The organism is Pelomonas parva (assembly GCF_043555835.1).
GTDB classification, from domain to species: Bacteria; Pseudomonadota; Gammaproteobacteria; order Burkholderiales; family Burkholderiaceae_C; genus Pelomonas; species Pelomonas parva.
In genome coordinates this window covers 253,207-271,079 of the sequence record NZ_JBIGHV010000006.1, presented here as the reverse complement: position 1 = coordinate 271,079, position 17,873 = coordinate 253,207, and the positions used below count along the sequence as shown (strand labels likewise).

At 67.6% G+C, this 17,873-nt stretch carries 14 protein-coding genes; 10 read left to right on the top strand and 4 right to left on the bottom strand.

The genetic code is table 11. The annotated features are described in order from the left end of the window. Positions 1-12: 12 nt before the first annotated feature. A complete protein-coding gene (locus ACG00Y_RS17825) occupies positions 13-1,056 on the bottom strand; it encodes a rod shape-determining protein (protein ID WP_394481115.1) in 1,044 nt (347 codons plus the stop codon). A gap of 213 nt (positions 1,057-1,269) precedes the next feature. Here ACG00Y_RS17825 and gatC point away from each other — a divergent pair, with 213 nt between their 5' ends. The 3 genes from gatC to gatB are packed head-to-tail and all read left to right on the top strand — an operon-like array spanning position 1,270 to position 4,507. Continuing rightward, positions 1,270-1,569: an Asp-tRNA(Asn)/Glu-tRNA(Gln) amidotransferase subunit GatC gene (gene gatC, locus ACG00Y_RS17820; RefSeq protein WP_394481113.1), complete on the top strand. Its 300-nt coding sequence runs from the start codon at positions 1,270-1,272 to the stop codon at positions 1,567-1,569. Then, entirely contained in the window at positions 1,566-3,053 is a 1,488-nt protein-coding gene (gatA, locus tag ACG00Y_RS17815) for an Asp-tRNA(Asn)/Glu-tRNA(Gln) amidotransferase subunit GatA (RefSeq protein WP_394481111.1), read from the top strand. The genes gatC and gatA overlap by 4 nt, the downstream gene beginning before the upstream one ends. A 2-nt stretch (positions 3,054-3,055) precedes the next feature. Beyond that, positions 3,056-4,507 carry an Asp-tRNA(Asn)/Glu-tRNA(Gln) amidotransferase subunit GatB gene (gene gatB, locus ACG00Y_RS17810; RefSeq protein WP_394481109.1) on the top strand — a complete coding sequence of 484 codons (1,452 nt, stop codon included), beginning with the start codon at positions 3,056-3,058 and terminating at the stop codon, positions 4,505-4,507. A gap of 33 nt (positions 4,508-4,540) precedes the next feature. On the opposite strand, the gene ACG00Y_RS17805 is transcribed toward gatB, so the two are convergent. The 3 genes from ACG00Y_RS17805 to ACG00Y_RS17795 all read right to left on the bottom strand — a co-directional run bounded on the left by ACG00Y_RS17805 (position 4,541) and on the right by ACG00Y_RS17795 (position 8,464). Then, positions 4,541-5,221, bottom strand: a complete 681-nt coding sequence (locus tag ACG00Y_RS17805; protein ID WP_394481108.1) for a hypothetical protein — start codon at positions 5,219-5,221, stop codon at positions 4,541-4,543. Beyond that, a complete protein-coding gene (gene pyrE, locus ACG00Y_RS17800; RefSeq protein WP_394481106.1) occupies positions 5,221-5,889 on the bottom strand; it encodes an orotate phosphoribosyltransferase in 669 nt (222 codons plus the stop codon). The genes ACG00Y_RS17805 and pyrE overlap by 1 nt, the downstream gene beginning before the upstream one ends. A gap of 304 nt (positions 5,890-6,193) precedes the next feature. Further along, positions 6,194-8,464: a TonB-dependent receptor gene (locus ACG00Y_RS17795; protein ID WP_394481104.1), complete on the bottom strand. Its 2,271-nt coding sequence runs from the start codon at positions 8,462-8,464 to the stop codon at positions 6,194-6,196. Between the two features lie 184 nt (positions 8,465-8,648). Here ACG00Y_RS17795 and ACG00Y_RS17790 point away from each other — a divergent pair, with 184 nt between their 5' ends. The 7 genes from ACG00Y_RS17790 (at position 8,649) to ACG00Y_RS17760 (ending at position 17,873) form a co-directional block, all read left to right on the top strand. Beyond that, positions 8,649-9,440: an exodeoxyribonuclease III gene (locus ACG00Y_RS17790; protein WP_394481102.1), complete on the top strand. Its 792-nt coding sequence runs from the start codon at positions 8,649-8,651 to the stop codon at positions 9,438-9,440. Positions 9,441-9,615: 175 nt separating this feature from the next. Next, positions 9,616-9,993: a RodZ family helix-turn-helix domain-containing protein gene (locus ACG00Y_RS17785; protein WP_394481100.1), complete on the top strand. Its 378-nt coding sequence runs from the start codon at positions 9,616-9,618 to the stop codon at positions 9,991-9,993. Positions 9,994-10,028: 35 nt separating this feature from the next. After that, positions 10,029-10,841 (top strand): hypothetical protein, encoded by an 813-nt coding sequence (locus ACG00Y_RS17780; protein ID WP_394481098.1) that lies wholly within the window; start codon positions 10,029-10,031, stop codon positions 10,839-10,841. A gap of 162 nt (positions 10,842-11,003) precedes the next feature. Next, complete coding sequence (locus ACG00Y_RS17775; protein WP_394481096.1) at positions 11,004-11,549, top strand: L,D-transpeptidase; 546 nt, start codon at positions 11,004-11,006, stop codon at positions 11,547-11,549. Between the two features lie 132 nt (positions 11,550-11,681). After that, positions 11,682-13,232: a peptide MFS transporter gene (locus tag ACG00Y_RS17770; RefSeq protein ID WP_394481094.1), complete on the top strand. Its 1,551-nt coding sequence runs from the start codon at positions 11,682-11,684 to the stop codon at positions 13,230-13,232. A gap of 168 nt (positions 13,233-13,400) precedes the next feature. After that, entirely contained in the window at positions 13,401-14,564 is a 1,164-nt protein-coding gene (locus ACG00Y_RS17765) for an efflux RND transporter periplasmic adaptor subunit (protein WP_394481092.1), read from the top strand. An 18-nt stretch (positions 14,565-14,582) separates the two neighbouring features. Next, positions 14,583-17,873: an efflux RND transporter permease subunit gene (locus ACG00Y_RS17760; RefSeq protein WP_394481090.1), complete on the top strand. Its 3,291-nt coding sequence runs from the start codon at positions 14,583-14,585 to the stop codon at positions 17,871-17,873.

Sequence of the window (17,873 nt, the reverse complement as noted above, 5' to 3'; positions counted from 1 at the left end):
GCTCTGGCGGGATTAATCGGACGTGAAGATGGAACCCAGGCGCTCCATGCGCTCCAGCGCCATGCCGCAACCGCGCACGACGCAGGTCAGCGGGTCTTCGGCAACCAGCACCGGCAGGCCGGTTTCCTCGCTCAGCAGGCGGTCCAGGTCACGCAGCAGCGCGCCGCCGCCGGTCAGCATCATGCCGCGCTCGGCGATGTCGGCGCCCAGCTCGGGAGGGGTCTGCTCCAGCGCGTTCTTCACGGCGGAGACGATCTGGTTGAGCGGGTCGGTCAGCGCTTCCAGGATCTCGTTGGACGAGATCGTGAAGCTGCGCGGCACGCCCTCGGCGAGGTTGCGGCCCTTGACCTCCATCTCCTTGACCTCGGAGCCCGGGAAGGCGCTGCCGATGTTCTTCTTGATGGCCTCGGCGGTCTGCTCGCCGATCAGCATGCCGTAGTTGCGGCGGATGTAGTTGATGATGGATTCGTCGAACTTGTCGCCGCCGACGCGGACCGAGCCCTTGTAGACCATGCCGCCCAGCGAGATGACGCCGACTTCGGTCGTGCCGCCGCCGATGTCGACCACCATGGAGCCCGAAGCCTCGGACACCGGCAGGCCGGCACCGATGGCGGCGGCCATGGGTTCCTCGATCAGGTAGACCTCGCTGGCACCGGCGCCCAGCGCCGCGTCACGGATGGCGCGCTTCTCGACCTGCGTGGAGCCGCAGGGCACGCAGATGATGATGCGCGGGCTGGGCTTGAAGGTCTTGCTGTCGTGGACCATCTTGATGAACTGCTTGATCATCTGTTCGGTCACGACGAAATCGGCAATGACGCCGTCCTTCATCGGGCGGATCGCCTCGATGTTGCCGGGCACCTTGCCCAGCATGGCCTTGGCCTCGCGGCCGACGGCCTGGATGGTCTTCTTGCCGTTGGGGCCGCCTTCGTGGCGGATGGAGACCACCGAGGGCTCGTCGAGGACGATGCCCTTGCCACGCACGTAGATCAGGGTGTTGGCGGTGCCGAGGTCGATGGCGAGGTCGGTGGAGAAATAGCGGCGCAGGGAGGCGAACATGGGTGGGCGCGGAAGGAGCCTCGCCGACGGGGCGCGGCTCTGGAAATGGGGTGTGCTTAAAGCAGCGAGGCCGCCCGGACGGCGACGAAATCAGTCGCTGAAGGGGCAGCCCCGAAGGCCATGAAGATGGACGGCGATAATAACTGAACACCCCGTTCCGAGGCCCGCCAGCACTGGCTTTTCTGGCCTTGGGCTTACATCTGAAAACCCTTCATGAGCCTCACCCCTGACGACGTGAGCCGCATCGCCCACCTGGCCCGGCTGGAACTGCAACCCGCGGAGTCCGAGGCGCTGCTCGGCAACCTGAACGACTTCTTCGCCATCGTCGGCCAGATGAGTGCCGTCGACACCGCCGGCGTCGAGCCGCTGTACACGCCGCTGTCGGCCGTGCAGGAGGTGGCCCTGCGACTGCGCGAGGACGCCGTCACCGAGAGCAACCAGCGCGAGCTGAACCAGCGCAGCGCCCCGGCCGTCGAGGACGGCCTTTTCCTCGTTCCCAAGGTCATCGAATGAAGCCCGTTCACGACATGGGCGTGGCCGAGCTGGCCGCCGCCCTGAAGAGCCGCGCGCTGTCCAGCCGCGAAGCGACGCAGGCGCTGCTGTCGCGCATCACCGCCCACGAGTCGCTGGGCGCTTTCCTGCACGTCGACACCGACGGCGCGCTGGTCCGTGCTGCGAAGGCCGACGAGCTGATCGCTGCGGGCAACGCCGGCCCGCTGGCCGGTGTTCCCATCGCCCACAAGGACATCTACGTCACGGCCGACATGCCGACGACGGCCGGCTCCAAGATGCTGGCCGGCTACCGCAGCCCCTTCGATGCCACCGTCGTCGCCAAGCTCAACGCAGCTGGCACGGTCTCCTTGGGCAAGCTGAACTGCGACGAGTTCGCGATGGGCTCGGCCAACGAGAACAGCGCCTACGGCCCGGCGCACAACCCCTGGGACGTGACGCGCGTGCCGGGCGGCTCGTCCGGCGGCTCGGCGGTGGCCGTGGCCGCGCGCCTGGTGCCTGGCACCACCGGCACCGACACCGGCGGCTCCATCCGCCAGCCGGCCAGCTTCACCGGTATCACGGGGATCAAGCCCACCTACGGCGTCTGCTCGCGCTACGGGATGATCGCCTTCGCCTCCAGCCTGGACCAGGCCGGCCCGATGGCCCGCTCAGCCGAGGACTGCGCGCTGCTGCTGTCGGCCATGAGCGGCTTTGACGAGCGCGACGCGACCAGCGTGCAGCAGCCGCCGCAGGACTTTCATGCGCAAATGCTGGCGGCCCGCGACGGTGCGACGGCTGCTCAACCGCTGAAGGGCCTGCGCATCGGCCTGCCCAAGGAGTTCTTCCCGGCCGGCCTGACGGCGGATGTGAACGCCGCCGTGCGCGCGGGTCTGGCCGAGCTGGAGAAGCTGGGTGCCACGCTGGTGGACGTCAGCTTGCCCCGCACCGAACTGGCCATTCCGGTGTACTACATCATTGCCCCGGCCGAGGCCAGCTCCAACCTGAGCCGCTTCGACGGCGTCAAGTTTGGCCACCGCGTGGCCCAGTACGACGACCTGCTGGACATGTACAAGAAGACGCGCGCCGAGGGGTTTGGCCCCGAGGTGAAGCGCCGCATCATGATCGGCAGTTACGTGCTGAGCCATGGCTACTACGACGCCTACTACCTGCAGGCGCAGAAGCTGCGCCGCATGATCGCGGACGACTTCCAGCAGTGCTTCGGCGCCTGCGACCTGATCGCCGGCCCGGTGGCGCCCACCGTCGCCTGGAAGCATGGCGAAGGCAAGGACAACCCGACCCAGGCCTACCTCGCCGACATCTTCACGCTGCCCGGCTCGCTGGCTGGCCTGCCCGGCATGAGCGTGCCGGTGGGCACGGGCGAAGGCGGCATGCCGGTCGGCCTGCAGCTGATCGGCAACTACTTCAAGGAGGGCCAGCTGTTGCACGCGGCGCACGCCCTCCAGCAGGCGACCGACTGGCACCTGGCCGCGCCCGCAGGAATCTGACCATGCCCACGACATCCAAGCTCATTCGCGGTTATGAGGTCGTCATCGGCCTCGAAAACCACGTCCAACTCTCCACGCAGAGCAAGATCTTCAGCGGCAGCTCGACCGCCTTTGGCGCCGCGCCCAACACGCAGGCCTCGCCTGTGGATCTGGCGTTGCCCGGCACGCTGCCGGTGCTGAACCGCGCCGCCGTCGAGCGCGCCATCCGCTTCGGCCTGGCCGTGGGCGCCAAGGTCGCGCCGCTGTCCATCTTCGCCCGCAAGAACTACTTCTACCCGGACCTGCCCAAGGGCTACCAGATCAGCCAGTTCGAGATCCCCGTCGTGCAGGGCGGCTCGGTCGAGTTCTTCGTCGGCGACGTGAAGCACAAGGTCAATCTGACCCGCGCCCACCTGGAAGAAGACGCCGGCAAGAGCCTGCACGAGGACTACCACGGCCAGTCCGGCATCGACCTGAACCGCGCCGGCACGCCGCTGCTGGAGATCGTCTCCGAGCCCGACATGCGCTCGGGCGCCGAGGCCGCCGAGTACGCCAAGACGCTGCATGCGCTGGTGATGTGGCTGGGTATCTGCGACGGCAACATGCAGGAAGGCTCGTTCCGCTGCGACGTCAACGTGTCGGTGCGCAAGCCTGGCGAGCCCTATGGCACGCGCCGCGAGATCAAGAACCTCAACAGCTTCCGCTTCCTGTTGCAGGCGGTGGAGTACGAGGTCAACTGGCAGATCGACGAGATCGAGGACGGCCGCAAGATCCAGCAGGCGACGATCCTGTTCAACCCGGACACCGGCGAGACCCGGGCGATGCGCAGCAAGGAAGACTCGGCCGACTACCGCTATTTCCCCGACCCCGACCTGCCGCCGCTGGTCATCGCGCCGGAATGGGTGGAGCGGGTGCGCAGCGAGATGCCCGAGCTGCCGCGCGTGATGGCGGCGCGCTTCGAGAGCGTGGACGGTCTGCCGGCCTACGACGCGACGATGATGACGCAGAGCCTGGCGACGGCGCGCTACTACGAGGCCGCCAAGGCTGCGGGTGCGGCACCCAAGCTGGTGGCGAACTGGGTGATGGGTGAGATATCGCGTCGGTTGAACGCGGAAGACGGCCAGATCGATGCGGCGCCGGTTGGCCCTGTGCTACTCGGCCAGCTGATTGCCCGCATCACCGACGGCACGATCTCGAACAACGCGGCCCGACAGGTGTTCGAGGCGCTGTGGTCTGGCGAGGCGACCGATGTCGATGCGGTCATTGAAGCCAGGGGCCTGAAGCAGGTCAGCGACACCGGCGCCATCGAGGCCATCCTCGACGAGGTGCTGGCCGCCAACCAGAAGTCCGTCGACGAGTACCGCGCCGGCAAGGACAAGGCGTTCAACGCGCTGGTCGGTCAGGCAATGAAGGCAACCAAGGGCAAGGCCAACCCGGCCTTGGTCAACGAACTGCTGAAGAAAAAGCTCGGCTAGAACCGAGGGCAAACCTGAGACTGAAAAAAGGCCTCAGTGCTTGGGCGTCGTCGCCGGTGTCGACTTGGGCAGCTCGTTCAGAGGCGGCATCGAGCCCGGTGTCGCGCCGCCCCAGAGCTTGCGCAGCCGCGCCAGCTCGGCGTCGAAGCGCGCGTTGATGCGCACGATCTCGGCCTTCTGGTTCTCGATGAGCACCTCCTGGGCCTCGACGCCGGCGTCGTTGGCGTCCAGCGCCTGCTTGAGCTTGCCTGGCAGCGGCCTGCCCTTGTAGAACTCGGCTTCGTCAAGCAGTGGCTTGCGCTCTTGCCCGAGGTCCTTGATACGGCGCTCTGAAATGCGCAGGGCCTTGTTGGCATCGTCCAGCGCGCTGTTGCGCGCGCGCTGGTGCACCGCCTCTGTGGGGTAGCGCTGCATCAGCGTGCGGTCGCGGCGGATGGCGTCCTGCTGGGCAATGCGCTCGGCGGCCGCGCGGCGGTCGGCGGCCTCCTTGGCGGCGCGCTCCTCGGGGCTGAGGAAGGGCGGCAAAGTCGCGCGCTGGGAGCCGTCGGGATTCAGGATGCGCTGCTCGCGCGCCGTGCATTCGGGAATGGGGCGGTCGCCCGTCAGCTTGCGGCCGTCCGCCGTCGTGCAGGTGTAGATGCCCTTGCCCGGCTTGGCCTCCTGGGCCCAGGCGGTGCAAGCGAGCAGGCAGCCAGCGACGAGCAGAACGCGCATCACACCCCGTAGCGTTCGCGGTAGGCCAGCACGGCCGGGCGGTGGGTGGCCAGCTCGGGCGCGCCGTCGAGATAGGCGAGCAGGTCGGCAAGACCTGCCACCGCGACGACCGGCAGGCCGTAGCGCTGCTGCACCTGCTGCACGGCGGACTGCGGGCTGTCGACGCCGCCCTCGGCGGCCTTCTCCTGGCGGTCGAGCGCGATGGCCACTGCGCAAGGCGTGGCGCCGGCGGCCTCGATCATCTGGATGGATTCGCGCACCGACGTGCCCGCAGAGATGACGTCGTCGATGATCAAGACCCGACCCTTGACCGGCGCGCCGACGAGCGTGCCGCCCTCGCCGTGGTCCTTGGCTTCCTTGCGGTTGTAGGCGAACGGCACGTTACGGCCGCGCCGCGCCAGCTCCATGGACACGGCCGCCGCGAGCGTGATGCCCTTGTAAGCGGGGCCGAAGATCATGTCGAAGGCAAGACCCGACGCGATCAGCCGCTCGGCATAGAAGTCGGCCAGGCGGCCCAGCTTGGCGCCGTCGTCGAACAGGCCGGCGTTGAAGAAATACGGGCTGAGCCGGCCGGCCTTGGTCTTGAACTCGCCGAAGCGCAGCACGCCGGCCTCGACGGCGAAGGTGACAAAGGACTGGGCGAGAGGGTCGGCAGCGGCGCTAGACATGTGACAAAGATTCTATGGGTCAAAAAAACAGGCCCGACCCCTAGAACGGGCCGGGCCTGTGACGGTTTACACCGGGGCTGAATTCAGCGGATTCATTTGGGTTCCGCGAAGAACCCGCTGAATCAGTTGGGGACGGAGCTGCCCGTGAGTACACAGGCAGGTCCATCCCGCAATGAACCCGCTGAGTCAGGTGAGGACAGAGCAGTCCATGAGTACATGGCCTGGTCTGTCCCGCACTCAACCCGCTTGATCAGTTGGGGACGGACCTGCCCGTGGGTACACGGTCAGGTCCATCCCGCAAGGACTAGAAACTTGCCTTGAACTGCACCCCGTAGCTGCGCGGCTCGTTGACGATGCCGGTCAGGTTGTTGAAGTCGATGGCGGCGACGACCTGACGGTGGTCGGTGATGTTGCGCGAGAACGCGGCCACCTCGTACTTGCCGTTGTCCCAGGCGTAGCCGACGCGCAGGCCGCCTTCCAGCGCCGACTTGGCGCGGTACTCGACGGCCTCGTACAGGAACATGTTGTACTTGTCCTTGAACGCCCAGTCGGTCAGCACGCTCAGCTCGCCGCCGGCGATCTCGGTGCTGTACTTCAGCGTCCAGTTCCAGACGACCTTGGGCGCGCGCGGCAGCGGGTTGCCGTTGATGCTGACGGTACCGGGCAGCGAGCCCGCCGGGTCGAGCACCGTGCAGGGCGCGCCACAGGGCGCAGCAAACAGGTTGGCGTCCTTGATCTGGGTGTCGTTGTACGAGAAGCCCAGCGTCGTGCGCCAGTCGCGCGCAATGATGGCCTGTGCATCGATCTCAAAGCCCTGGCCCTCGGCCTTGGCGGCGTTGACCAGGCGGTTCTGGTTGACGCTGCCGCTGCCGGCGGTGAGCTGCATGTCCTTGACGCGGTACTTGAACACCGTGCCGCTGATGCGCGCGGTGTTGTCGAGCAGGTCGGCCTTGAAGCCCGCCTCGACCGACAGCACCTTCTCGGAGTTGGCCACCGAGATCGTGTCGCCGAACAGCACGCGGCCCTGGATGGACGGTGCGCGGTAGCCGGTGGCGACGCGGGTGAACAGCGTAAGGGCCTTGTCGACGCTGTAGTTGGCGCCCAGGTCCCAGCTCCAGTTCGTGGACTTGGGGTTGGTCGTCAGCGGGCCGACGTTGTTGCCACCGAAAGGCGTCTGCGTGCGCGACGCGGTGAAGTCCTTCTTGTCGTTCGTGTAGCGCAGGCCGGCGGTGAGCTTGAGGGCCGGCGTGATGGCGTACTTGACGTTGCCGAACGCGGCCCAGGACTTGGCGTCCTGGTTCTGCACGGCATAGCCGTTCTGCGTGTCGCCGGCGTTGAAGCTGTCGAAGTTGAAGCTGTCGACCTGCAGCTCTTCGTTGAAGTAGTACAGGCCCATGATCCATTGCATCGGGTCGCCGCTGTTGGACTGCAGGCGGACCTCCTGCGTCGTCTGGCGCAGCGTGGGGATGCCGTCCGCAGTCTGGGCGTCGAACGGGATGTTGGCGAGCTGGCTGCCGTAGTTGGGGCCCGACGGCGGCGCGTAGGGCGCGCCGAAGCCGCCGTCCACGTCACCGCGGCTGTAGAACTTGGCGCGGGCGTGCGACGTGATGGAGTACAGCGAGACGCCGTTGAAGTCCCAGCGCAGGCGGGCGCTGACCTCGCTGGACTTCAGCGTCTGCGAGTTGTAGCCGTCGGTGGGGTAGTAGGCGTCGTCGTAGCCGTCGACGAAGTCGTTCGTGCCCTTCTTGATGATGTTGGCGCGGAAGGTGGTCGCCGTGCCCTTGAAGTCGCGGGCCTGGACCTTGAAAAGACCCTCAAAGCCGCTGTTGGTGTAGAGCGCCTGCACGCGCACGGCCTTGTCGTTGTAGCCCTCCAGGTCGGCGGTCGCACCCAGCGTGTTGGCCATGGGGTTGTGCACGCGGTCGTCCTGGCGCTGCACGATGCCGGCCACGCGCAATTGCAGGTCGCTGTTGACCGGGACGTTGACGGCGGCCTCCAGGTTGGCGGCGTTCCAGCGGCCGAAGCCGAGGTTGGCGTAGCCCTCCAGGCGTTTGGTCGGGCGGGCGGAGTCGAACTTCATGACGCCGGCCGGCGAGTTGCGGCCGAAGAGGGTGCCCTGCGGGCCGCGCAGCAGTTCCACCTGCGCCATGTCGAAGACCGGGAAGCCCTTCAGCGCAATGCTCTCCTGCACCACGTCGTCGTAGACTAGGCCCACCGGCTGGGAGGCGTTCATGTCGAAGTCGGTGTTGCCCAGGCCGCGGATGTAGAAGCGCGGGAAGGTGCGTCCGTAGTCGGACTCGATGTTCAGACTGGGCACCTTGCCGGACAGCGCGCGGATGTCCTGGCCGGCCGCGTTGTAGGTGTCCAGCTCCTCGGACTTGATGGCCGAGATGGACAGCGCGACGTCCTTCAGGTTCTCCGCCCGGCGGCTGCCGGTCACGATGACGGCCTCCAGCTGGCTGACATCCTTCTTGGCTTCGGGTGCCGGCGCGTTCTGGGCCACGGCGGCCTGCATCGGAAAGGCTGCGGCCAGCGCTAGCGCGAGCAGGGTCGGAGAAATGCGTTGCATCGGCATGAGAAATCCTCGGGTTGGGCGGTGAAGACGGGGGAGGAGGCGAGCGTGGGCATTTGTGATGCCTCTTGATTGCTACGGGATAGTAAAGATCCCGTGACAGTTTCACGATGACAGTGGCGCCGGCTGTTGTGCGTTTGCTGCACTGCGATACTGAAGAGCACCAGTTCCCCGGCCCATCTCCTCCATGCGCTTCATCACCGCCAACCTCAACGGCGTCCGTTCCGCCGCCAGCAAGGGCTTCTTCGACTGGCTGGACCGGCAGCAGGCCGACGCGGTCGGCGTGCAGGAGCTGAAGGCGCAGGCGGATGTGGTGGAGGCCAAGTTCCGCCATTGCGACAAGCTCGCGGGCCACTTCCACTACGCCGAGAAGAAGGGCTATTCCGGCGTCGGCCTGTACACGAAGGAGGAGCCGAGCGACCTCGTCACCGGCCTGGGGATTGCGGAATTCGACTGCGAGGGACGCTACGTCGAGAAGCGTTTCGACAAACCCGGCCGCAAGCTCAGCCTCATCAGCGTCTACTTCCCCAGCGGTACCAGCGGCGAGGAGCGCCAGCAGGTCAAGTACCGGTTCCTGGCCGCGCTGTACCCGCACCTGCAGGCCTTGAAGGCGGAGCGCGAGTTCATCCTCGTGGCCGACGTGAACATCGCGCACAAGGAAATCGACCTCAAGAACTGGCGCAGCAACCAGAAGAACAGCGGCTTCCTGCCCGAGGAGCGGGCGTGGCTGACGCGGCTGTTTGACACGGCAGAAGGCGCCGGGCTGGTGGATGTGTTTCGCACGCTGAACGACAAGGCCGAGCAATACACCTGGTGGAGCAACCGTGGCGCCGCGCGCGCCAACAACGTCGGGTGGCGGCTGGACTACCACCTGGCCACGCCCGGCGTCGCGGCGCTGGCCAGGACTGAGGCCATTTATACGGGCCAGCTGTTCAGCGACCACGCACCGCTGACGATCGACTACGACTTTTCGCTCTGACTGCAAGCAGCGCGTCGCGAATGTCAGCAGCCGCTGTCGGGCGTAACCGCACGCATCCACGTGGCCGCGCCTCCTACAGCCCGTTTGGCGGCAGGCCGACCCTCATGGGCGTGGCAGGAACTTAGAGTGGATTCAGCCGGTGGAAATGCCGGTCCCCCCACCAAAGGAGTTCATCATGTCCGCCATCAAGACCGCCACCACCACCCTGACCGCCGCCCTCCTCGTGTCCGGCATCGGCCTGGCCTGGGCCCAGTCCGAAGAGGCCCAGCAAGCCACCGAGCCGACGCCCGCCGTCAGCCCCATGCCCAGCGAGCAGACGCCCGCCAACCCGAACGCCGTGCCGTTGACCGACAACAGCGCCGCCACGACGACGCAGCAGGCTGCCACCACCACGCCGCCGGCCGTCGACAGCACCACCCCGGCCCCGATGTCTAGCGACGCCAACTCGCAGGCGCCTCAAAGCACCACGGCGACGATGGACAACAACACGTCGGTCACGCCTGCGCCTGAAGCCAGCGCCTACGAGCCGGCCCCCCGCGCCGACCGCAACTGAGCGGCCGACCGCAAGCCCGCCCGCGCTGACTGACCATGCGTTTCGGTGAGCACCAGGACATCGACGCTGCGGAAAGCGCGCGGCGCGATGTCCTCTCCGGCTTGGGGCAAGGCGTGCTGCTGGCTGCCATCGCCCTGGGCGTTCTCTATTTCATCTACGGCGACCGTCATCGGGCACCGTCGCTGTCCGGGCCGGTGGCTGCCGCGCCTGCACCGAGGCCAGCGCCGGTCATTGAGCGCCGGCTGGACCTGGGCGCGGAACGTGCGCCGGCCGATGTGACGCAGGTTGCTGCCTGGGCCGTTCGCGCAGCCGACAACGGCGACCGGCCCTTCGCCATCGTCGACAAGCGGCGCGCCAACCTCTATGTGTTCGCCGCCAGCGGCCGCCTGATGGGCGCCAGCCCCGTCCTGCTGGGCTATGCCGCCGGCGACCACACGGTGGCCGGCGTTGGCAGCAAGGCCATCGAGGACATCAAGCCGCACGAGCGCACGACGCCGGCCGGCCGATTCGCTGCCGAGCCGGGGCGCAACACGCTGGGCGACGACGTCGTCTGGGTGGACTACGACGCCGCCGTCTCCATGCACCGCGTGCGCGCCACCAACCCCGCCGAGCGTCGCCTGGAGCGGCTGGCCACGCCCACGGCGAAGGACAACCGCATCAGCTGGGGCTGCATCAACGTGCCCGTGGCCTTCTTCGACGCCACCGTGTGGCCGCATATCGGCCGGCAGCGTGGCATCGTCTACGTGTTGCCCGAGCAGCAGTCGCTGACTGCCTTCTTTCCCGCCGCTGGCGCGCCGCGACTGCTGGCGCAAACGTCTACCCCAAAAGGTAACGACGCAAAACCGTGAAGTCCTCGGCTGTGCGCCGCAGGCCTGCCTTTCTAGACTGCCCGCCAGGCTGGCGCGAGGTTGCGCCGCCCGGGGACAGCGGGGCAGCAAGTGGGCAGCAGTTGGGCAGGCCGGATCAGGACCGGCGTCGTTGGCATCGTTACAACTTGGGGCGTCATCTCAATGGCGCCGGCGGCAGCCGAGGTCGCGTCCCGCCCGGTGGCGCATGACGCGCAGGACGGCCGCCCCTTCGCCATCGTCGACAAGCGGCGTGCCACGCTGTCCGTCTACGCCGCCGACGGCCGCCTCGTCGGCCGCACGCCCGCGCTGCTGGGCCTGACGCCCGGTGACACCGAGCCCGCCAGCGCGCGCGGCAAGGCGCCGTCGGCGCTGGCCGCGCATGAGCGCGTGACGCCGGCCGGCCGCTTCGAGGCCATGCCGGGCCGCAATCTGAGTGGCGAGCGTGTCGTCTGGTTCGACTACGACGCCAACCTCGCCATCCACCGCCTGCGCCCCGCCCCGGCGCAGGAGCGCCGCCCGGAGCGCCTGGCTTCGGTCAATGCGCAGGATCACCGCATCACGCTCGGCTGCGTCGTCGTCGACCCGGCCTTCTTCGACGCGGTGGTGCTGCCGACGCTGGGCCAGGGTGCCAGCCTGGTCTACATCCTGCCGGAGCGCGAGCCCTTGGTTGCCGGCGCCGGCGCGGGCCGGGTGGCCGCCGCGCCCTGAGGCGCGATCCCAGGGCAATCCCGAAGGCCGGCGGGTCCGGAAACTGCATTCCAGGGCCGGACAATCCCGGCCCTGTGCTGCGGGTTATCGCCCGCCTCGCCCGCCCTACCGGGCCCACCTGGAACGAACGACGTGACTACCCCCTCTGCCGCGGCCGACGCTGCCGCGACCCACCGCACCGCCATCCTCGGCCAGCCCAACCAGCTCTTCGTCCTCTTCTTCACGGAGATGTGGGAGCGCTTCTCCTACTACGGCATGCGGGCGCTGCTCGTGCTGTTCCTCATTGCAGAAGCCAGCAAGGGCGGCTGGGGCTGGAGCCGCGAGGAGGCGTTGAGCCTGTACGGCTGGTACACGCTGTTCGTCTACCTGACGCCCATCCTGGGTGGCTACATCGCCGACCGGCTGCTGGGCACGCGGCGCTCGGTGCTGCTGGGCGGCTTCGTCATCGCGGCCGGCCATGTCGCGCTCTTCATGGAGACGACGACCAGCTTCTACATCGGCCTCGGGCTGATCGTCATCGGCACCGGCCTGTTCAAGCCCAACATCTCGGCCATCGTCGGCCAGCTCTACGGCAAGGACAACGAAGGCGCCCGGGACGGTGGCTACACGCTGTTCTACATGGGCGTGAACGCCGGCGCCTTCTTCGGCATCTCGCTGTGCGGCTACATCGGTGAGAAGGTGTCCTGGAACCTCGGCTTCGGCCTGGCCGGCATCTTCATGATCCTCGGCGCGCTGCAGTTCTGGCTCAGCCAGGGGCTGTTCGGCGCCATTGGTGACAAGATCGACGCCGCTGCCAAAAGCGCCCGCGAGGCGCTGGACGACACGCCCAAGCATGTCGTGGCCGACCGATTGAAGGCGATCTTCGTGTTTTCCTTCTTCACGATCTTCTTCTGGTTCGCGTTCGAGCAGGCCGGCGGGTCCATGACCATCTTCGCGGCCGACTACACCGACCGCACGCTGACCGGCACCAGCGGCCTCATCTTCAAGATCATCAACACCGCGATGACGCTGATCCCGGCGGCCATCCTGTCGTGGCTGCTGTTCCGGCTCTACCGCTCCACGGGCGGCCAGTACGCGCTGGCCAACCTGTCGCTGGCCGTCGCTTTCGCCATCATCTGGGGCCTGTGCCTGTGGATGCTGGGCCGCGAGTTCGCGATGGAGCAGAGCGAGGTGCCGGCCACCTGGTTCGGCGTGCTGAACAGCTTCTTCATCGTCGTGCTGGCGCCGATGTTCTCCAAGATGTGGGAGGAGAAGTGGAACCCGTCCGGCCCGGTCAAGTTCGGCGTCGGCCTGGTGCTGCTGGGCCTGGGCTTTGCGGTGCTGTCCTATGGCTCGGCCGGCATTCCCCAGGGCGCCAAGACGGCCCAGGTCAGCATGATGTTCCTGACGCTGGCCTACCTCTTCCACACCATGGGTGAGCTGTGCCTGTCGCCGGTCGGCTTGAGCTACATCTCCAAGCTGGCGCCGGCGCGCCTGCTGGGCCTGATGTTTGGCGTCTGGTTCCTGAACTCGGCCATCGCCAACAAGATCGCCGGCTCGACCGGGTCGTACATCGACCACATCTCCACGACCTATTCGATGTCCGCCTTCTTCCTGATCTTCACGATCATCCCCATCGCCGCCGGTGTCGTGCTGATGGCCATGACGCCCTTGATGAAGAAATGGATGCACGGCGTGCATTGATTTGGCGCGTTACGCACCAGGCCGCCGCGTTCCGGCGGCTTTTTCGTTTTTGGTCACGGTTCCCGGCTGTTGCCAAGTCTTGTCAGCAGGTTCTACGGGCTTTCTGTTGGGGGTTACATCAGTTCATGTGATTTGCTTACAGTCGCCCGCTTGCATTCGGAGCCCCCCATGACCAAGACCAGCCTGGCGCTGACCCTGACCCCCCTCCTTGTCCTGCTCGCCGCCTGCGGCCAGAAGTCGGACGGCGCCGGCGGCCCGGGTGGGGCCGGTGGCCCGCCGCCGGTGTCGGTGGCGCCGGCCACGCAGCGCCAGATCCAGGAGTTCGACGAGTTCACCGCCCGCCTGGAGGCGCCGGACACCGTCGAGGTGCGCTCCCGCGTCGCCGGCACCGTGGAAGCCGTGCGTTTCAAGGAAGGCCAGTTGGTGCGCAAGGGTGATCCGCTGTTCACCATCGACACGCGCGCCTTCCGCGCCGAGGTGGCCCGCGCCGAGGCGCAGATCGCCGCGCTGAAGACGCAGGCCGACCTGGCCCGCACCGACCTGGGCCGCTCGGAGAAGCTGGTCAGCGTCAATGCCGTCAGCCAGCAGGAGATCGACCAGCTGCGCTCCGCGCTGCGCAGCGCGGAGGCCAATCAGAAGGGCGCCGAGGCCGCGCTAGTGCAGGCCCGCCTCAACGTTGAGTTCGCCAACGTGACGGCGCCCGTCAGCGGCCGCACCTCGCGTGCCAACGTCACGCCGGGCAACCTCGTCGGTGTCGGCGACGCCGTGCTGACGACGCTGGTCTCCAGCGACCGTGTCCACGCCTACTTCGACGCCAGCGAGGCGGCTTATCTCAAGTACATGCGCGCCGCCAAGCCGGCCGACGTCATCGTGCAGATGGGCCTGTCCAACGAGCAGGGCTACCCGCACACCGGCAAGCTGGACTTCGTCGACAACCGCCTGAACCCGGCCACCGCGTCCATCCGCGCCCGCGCCGTATTCGACAACAAGGGGGGTCAATTCACGCCCGGCCTGTACGCGCGCATCAAGCTCGGCGGCAGCGCCAGCTACACCGGCGTCGTCGTGCCCGACCGCGCCATCAACACCGACCAGACCCGCAAGGTCGTCTTCATCGTCGGCGCCAACAACATCGTGCAACCGCGCCCGGTGACGCCGGGCGCGCTGTTCGACGGCATGCGTGTCGTGGACGGCATCAAGCCTGGCGAGCTGGTCATCGTCGACGGCGTGCAGCGCGCCATGCCGGGTGCACCGGTCACGCCGCAGGTGCTGAAGGTGGACGACAAGGGCATGCCGATCCCGGCTGCCGCCCCGGCTCCCGCCGCCTCCAAGTAAACCCAGGCGGCCGCTGTCATGGACATCTCACGCTTCTTCATCGACCGGCCGCGTTTCGCGACCGTGTTGTCCCTCTTCATCTTCCTGATCGGCGCGCTGGCCATTCCGCTGCTGCCGATCTCCGAGTACCCCGAGGTCGCGCCGCCGCAGGTCGTCGTGCGCGCCCAGTACCCCGGCGCCAACCCGCGCGTGATCTCCGAGACGGTGGCTGCGCCGCTGGAAGAGCAGATCAACGGCCTGGAGAACGTGCTGTATTTCGACAGCCAGGCCACCGGTGACGGCGGCATGAGCCTGACGGTCACGTTCAAGATCGGCACCAACCCCGAAGCCGCCGAGACGGCGGTGCAGAACCGCATCAACCGTGCGTTGCCGCGCCTGCCCGACATCGTGCGCACCATCGGCGTGACGACCGAGAAGAGCAGCCCCAACCTGACCATGGTGGTCCACCTGGTCAGCCCGGACAACTCGCGCGACGCGCTCTACCTGCGCAACTACGGGTCGCTCAACGTGCGCGACGACCTGCTGCGCGTGCCCGGCATGGGCTCGGTGCAGACCTTCGGCGCCGGCGACTACGCGATGCGCATCTGGCTGGACCCGCAGAAGCTGGCCGCCCGCAACATGACGGCCGCCGATGTCGTCGGCGCCATCCGCGAGCAGAACTCGCAGGTCGCGGCCGGCGTCGTCGGCGCGTCGCCCGCGCCCAAGGGCACGGAGTTCGAGCTGGCCATCAACACCCAGGGCCGCCTCACGACCGAGGAGGAGTTCGCCAACATCATCGTGCGCGCCGAGCCCCGCACCGGCGCCATGGTGCGCCTGCGCGACGTGGGCCGCGTCGAGATCAGCGCCAACACCTACGCGCTGCGCAGCCTGCTGAACAACAAGGAGGCCGCGGCCATCGCCATCTTCCAGGCGCCGGGCTCCAACGCGCTGGCCATCTCGGAGAACGTGCGCGCAACGATGGAGCGCCTCAAGCCCAGCTTCCCGGCGGGTGTGGACTACGCCATCGTCTACGACCCCACGCGCTTCGTGCAGACGTCCATCAGCAAGGTGGTCAGCACGCTGTTCGAGGCCGTCGGCCTGGTCGTGCTCGTCGTCATCATCTTCCTGCAGACCTGGCGCGCCTCCATCATCCCGCTGGTGGCCGTGCCGGTGTCCATCGTCGGCACGTTCTCGGTGCTGCTGCTGCTGGGCTTCTCCATCAACACGCTGACGCTGTTCGGCCTCGTGCTGGCCATCGGCATCGTCGTGGACGACGCCATCGTGGTCGTCGAGAACGTCGAGCGCAACATCCAGGACGGTCTCACACCGCGCGCCGCGACGATCAAGGCGATGCAGGAGGTCTCGGGCCCCATCATCGCCATCGCGCTGGTGCTGTGCGCCGTGTTCATCCCGCTGACGCTGGTGCCGGGCCTGTCGGGCCAGTTCTACAAGCAGTTCGCCGTCACCATCGCCATCTCGACGGTGATCTCGGCCTTCAACTCGCTGACGCTGTCGCCGGCGCTCGCCGCCATCCTGCTGCGCCCGCACGACGCGCCCAAGGACGCGCTGACGCGCGGCATGGACAAGGTGTTCGGCCGCTTCTTCCACTGGTTCAACCGCTTCTTCCACCGCCGCTCGGAGGCTTATGGCCGCGGCGTCACCGGACTGCTGCGCCGCAAGTCGGCAGCGCTGGTCGTCTATGCGCTGCTGCTGGGCGCCACGGCGCTGCTGTTCTCGCGCATCCCCAGCGGCTTCGTGCCGGCGCCGGACAAGCAATACCTGATCGGCATCGCCCAGCTGCCCGCCGGTGCCAGCCTGGACCGCACCGAGGCAGTCATCCGCGAGATGAGCGCCATCGCGCTGAAGGTGCCGGGCATCGTCGACTCGGTGGCTTTCCCCGGCCTGTCGGGTGCCGGCTTCTCGGCCGCGCCCAACGAAGGCATCGTCTTCTTCGGCCTGGCCGACTTCGACAAGCGCACCTCGCGTGACCTGAGCAAGGAAGCCATCCTCGGCCAGGTCAACGGCGCCATCCAGCAGATCCAGGGCGCGCGCATGTTCGTCGTGCCGCCGCCGCCGGTGGACGGCCTGGGCATCGCGGGCGGCTTCAAGATCCAGGTGCAGGACCGCAGCAGCCAGGGCGAACAGGCCTTGTACGGCGCGGTGTGGGGCACGCTGGGCCAGGTCTACGCCAACCCCAAGACCAGCATCGGCACGCCCTACTCCAACTACGACATCAACGTGCCGCAGCTGTTCGCCAACGTGGACCGCACCAAGGCCAAGCAGATCGGCGTGCCGCTCGCGTCCATCTACGACACGCTGCAGATCAACCTCGGCTCGCTCTACGTCAACGACTTCACCAAGTTCGGCAAGACCTACCAGGTGATCGTGCAGGCCGACGCGCCCTTCCGCGCCAAGGCCGAGGACATCACCCAGCTCAAGACGCGCAACGGCGCCGGCGAGATGGTGCCGCTGGGCTCACTCATGACGGTCGAGCCCACCTTCGGCCCGACGCGCGTGACGCGCTACAACGGCTTCCCGGCTGCAGACATCAACGGCGCGCCCAACCCCGGCTTCTCGTCGGGCCAGGCCGAGGCCGAGATCGAGAACCTGCTCAAGTCGCTGCCCCGCGGCTTCGGCTACGAGTTCACCGACCTCAGCTACCAGGACCGCCTGACCCGCGATGTCGCCGTGCCCGGCACGACGCTGAAGATCCCGACGCTGGCGGCCGTGCTGCTGTTCTCGGTCGTGCTGGTGGTGCTGGTGCTGGCTGCGCAGTACGAGAGCTGGAGCCTGCCGCTGGCCATCATCCTGATCGTGCCGATGTGCATTCTGTCGGCGCTGTTCGGCGTGTGGATCTCGCATTTCCCGCCGTTCATGCAGTCAGGGGACCTGAACATCTTCACGCAGGTGGCGCTGGTCGTGCTGGTGGGCCTCGCGTGCAAGAACGCCATCCTGATCGTCGAGTTCGCCAAGGAGCTGGAGGAGCGCGGCAAGTCGGTCACCGACGCCGTCATCGAGGCCTGCCGCCTGCGGCTGCGCCCCATCCTGATGACCTCCATCGCCTTCTGCGCCGGCGTGCTGCCGCTGATCCTGGGCAGCGGTGCCGGCAGCGAGATGCGCCGCGCGATGGGCATCGCCGTGTTCGCCGGCATGCTGGGCGTGACCTTCTTCGGCATCTTCCTGACGCCGGTGTTCTACGCGCTGCTGCGCAAGGGCACCGAAAAGCGCCGCGCCCGCGCCGCCGCGCTGCGCGCGCAGGTCGAGGCTTCGGCCCACGCCTTCCATCCGGGCATCGACGATGAACCCAATGCCAAGAAGGAGGGCCACTGA

Excerpts from the sequence above, each read along its gene's own strand:
- ACG00Y_RS17780 (WP_394481098.1), top strand. The coding sequence starts at position 10,029 with ATGCGTTTCGGTGAGCACCAGGACATCGACGCTGCGGAAAGCGCGCGG.
- gatA (WP_394481111.1), top strand. The coding sequence starts at position 1,566 with ATGAAGCCCGTTCACGACATGGGCGTGGCCGAGCTGGCCGCCGCCCTG.
- ACG00Y_RS17825 (WP_394481115.1), bottom strand. The coding sequence starts at position 1,056 with ATGTTCGCCTCCCTGCGCCGCTATTTCTCCACCGACCTCGCCATCGAC.
- gatC (WP_394481113.1), top strand. The coding sequence starts at position 1,270 with ATGAGCCTCACCCCTGACGACGTGAGCCGCATCGCCCACCTGGCCCGG.
- ACG00Y_RS17790 (WP_394481102.1), top strand. The coding sequence starts at position 8,649 with ATGCGCTTCATCACCGCCAACCTCAACGGCGTCCGTTCCGCCGCCAGC.
- ACG00Y_RS17760 (WP_394481090.1), top strand. The coding sequence starts at position 14,583 with ATGGACATCTCACGCTTCTTCATCGACCGGCCGCGTTTCGCGACCGTG.
- ACG00Y_RS17795 (WP_394481104.1), bottom strand. The coding sequence starts at position 8,464 with ATGCCGATGCAACGCATTTCTCCGACCCTGCTCGCGCTAGCGCTGGCC.
- pyrE (WP_394481106.1), bottom strand. The coding sequence starts at position 5,889 with ATGTCTAGCGCCGCTGCCGACCCTCTCGCCCAGTCCTTTGTCACCTTC.
- ACG00Y_RS17765 (WP_394481092.1), top strand. The coding sequence starts at position 13,401 with ATGACCAAGACCAGCCTGGCGCTGACCCTGACCCCCCTCCTTGTCCTG.
- gatB (WP_394481109.1), top strand. The coding sequence starts at position 3,056 with ATGCCCACGACATCCAAGCTCATTCGCGGTTATGAGGTCGTCATCGGC.
- ACG00Y_RS17785 (WP_394481100.1), top strand. The coding sequence starts at position 9,616 with ATGTCCGCCATCAAGACCGCCACCACCACCCTGACCGCCGCCCTCCTC.
- ACG00Y_RS17805 (WP_394481108.1), bottom strand. The coding sequence starts at position 5,221 with ATGCGCGTTCTGCTCGTCGCTGGCTGCCTGCTCGCTTGCACCGCCTGG.
- ACG00Y_RS17775 (WP_394481096.1), top strand. The coding sequence starts at position 11,004 with ATGGCGCCGGCGGCAGCCGAGGTCGCGTCCCGCCCGGTGGCGCATGAC.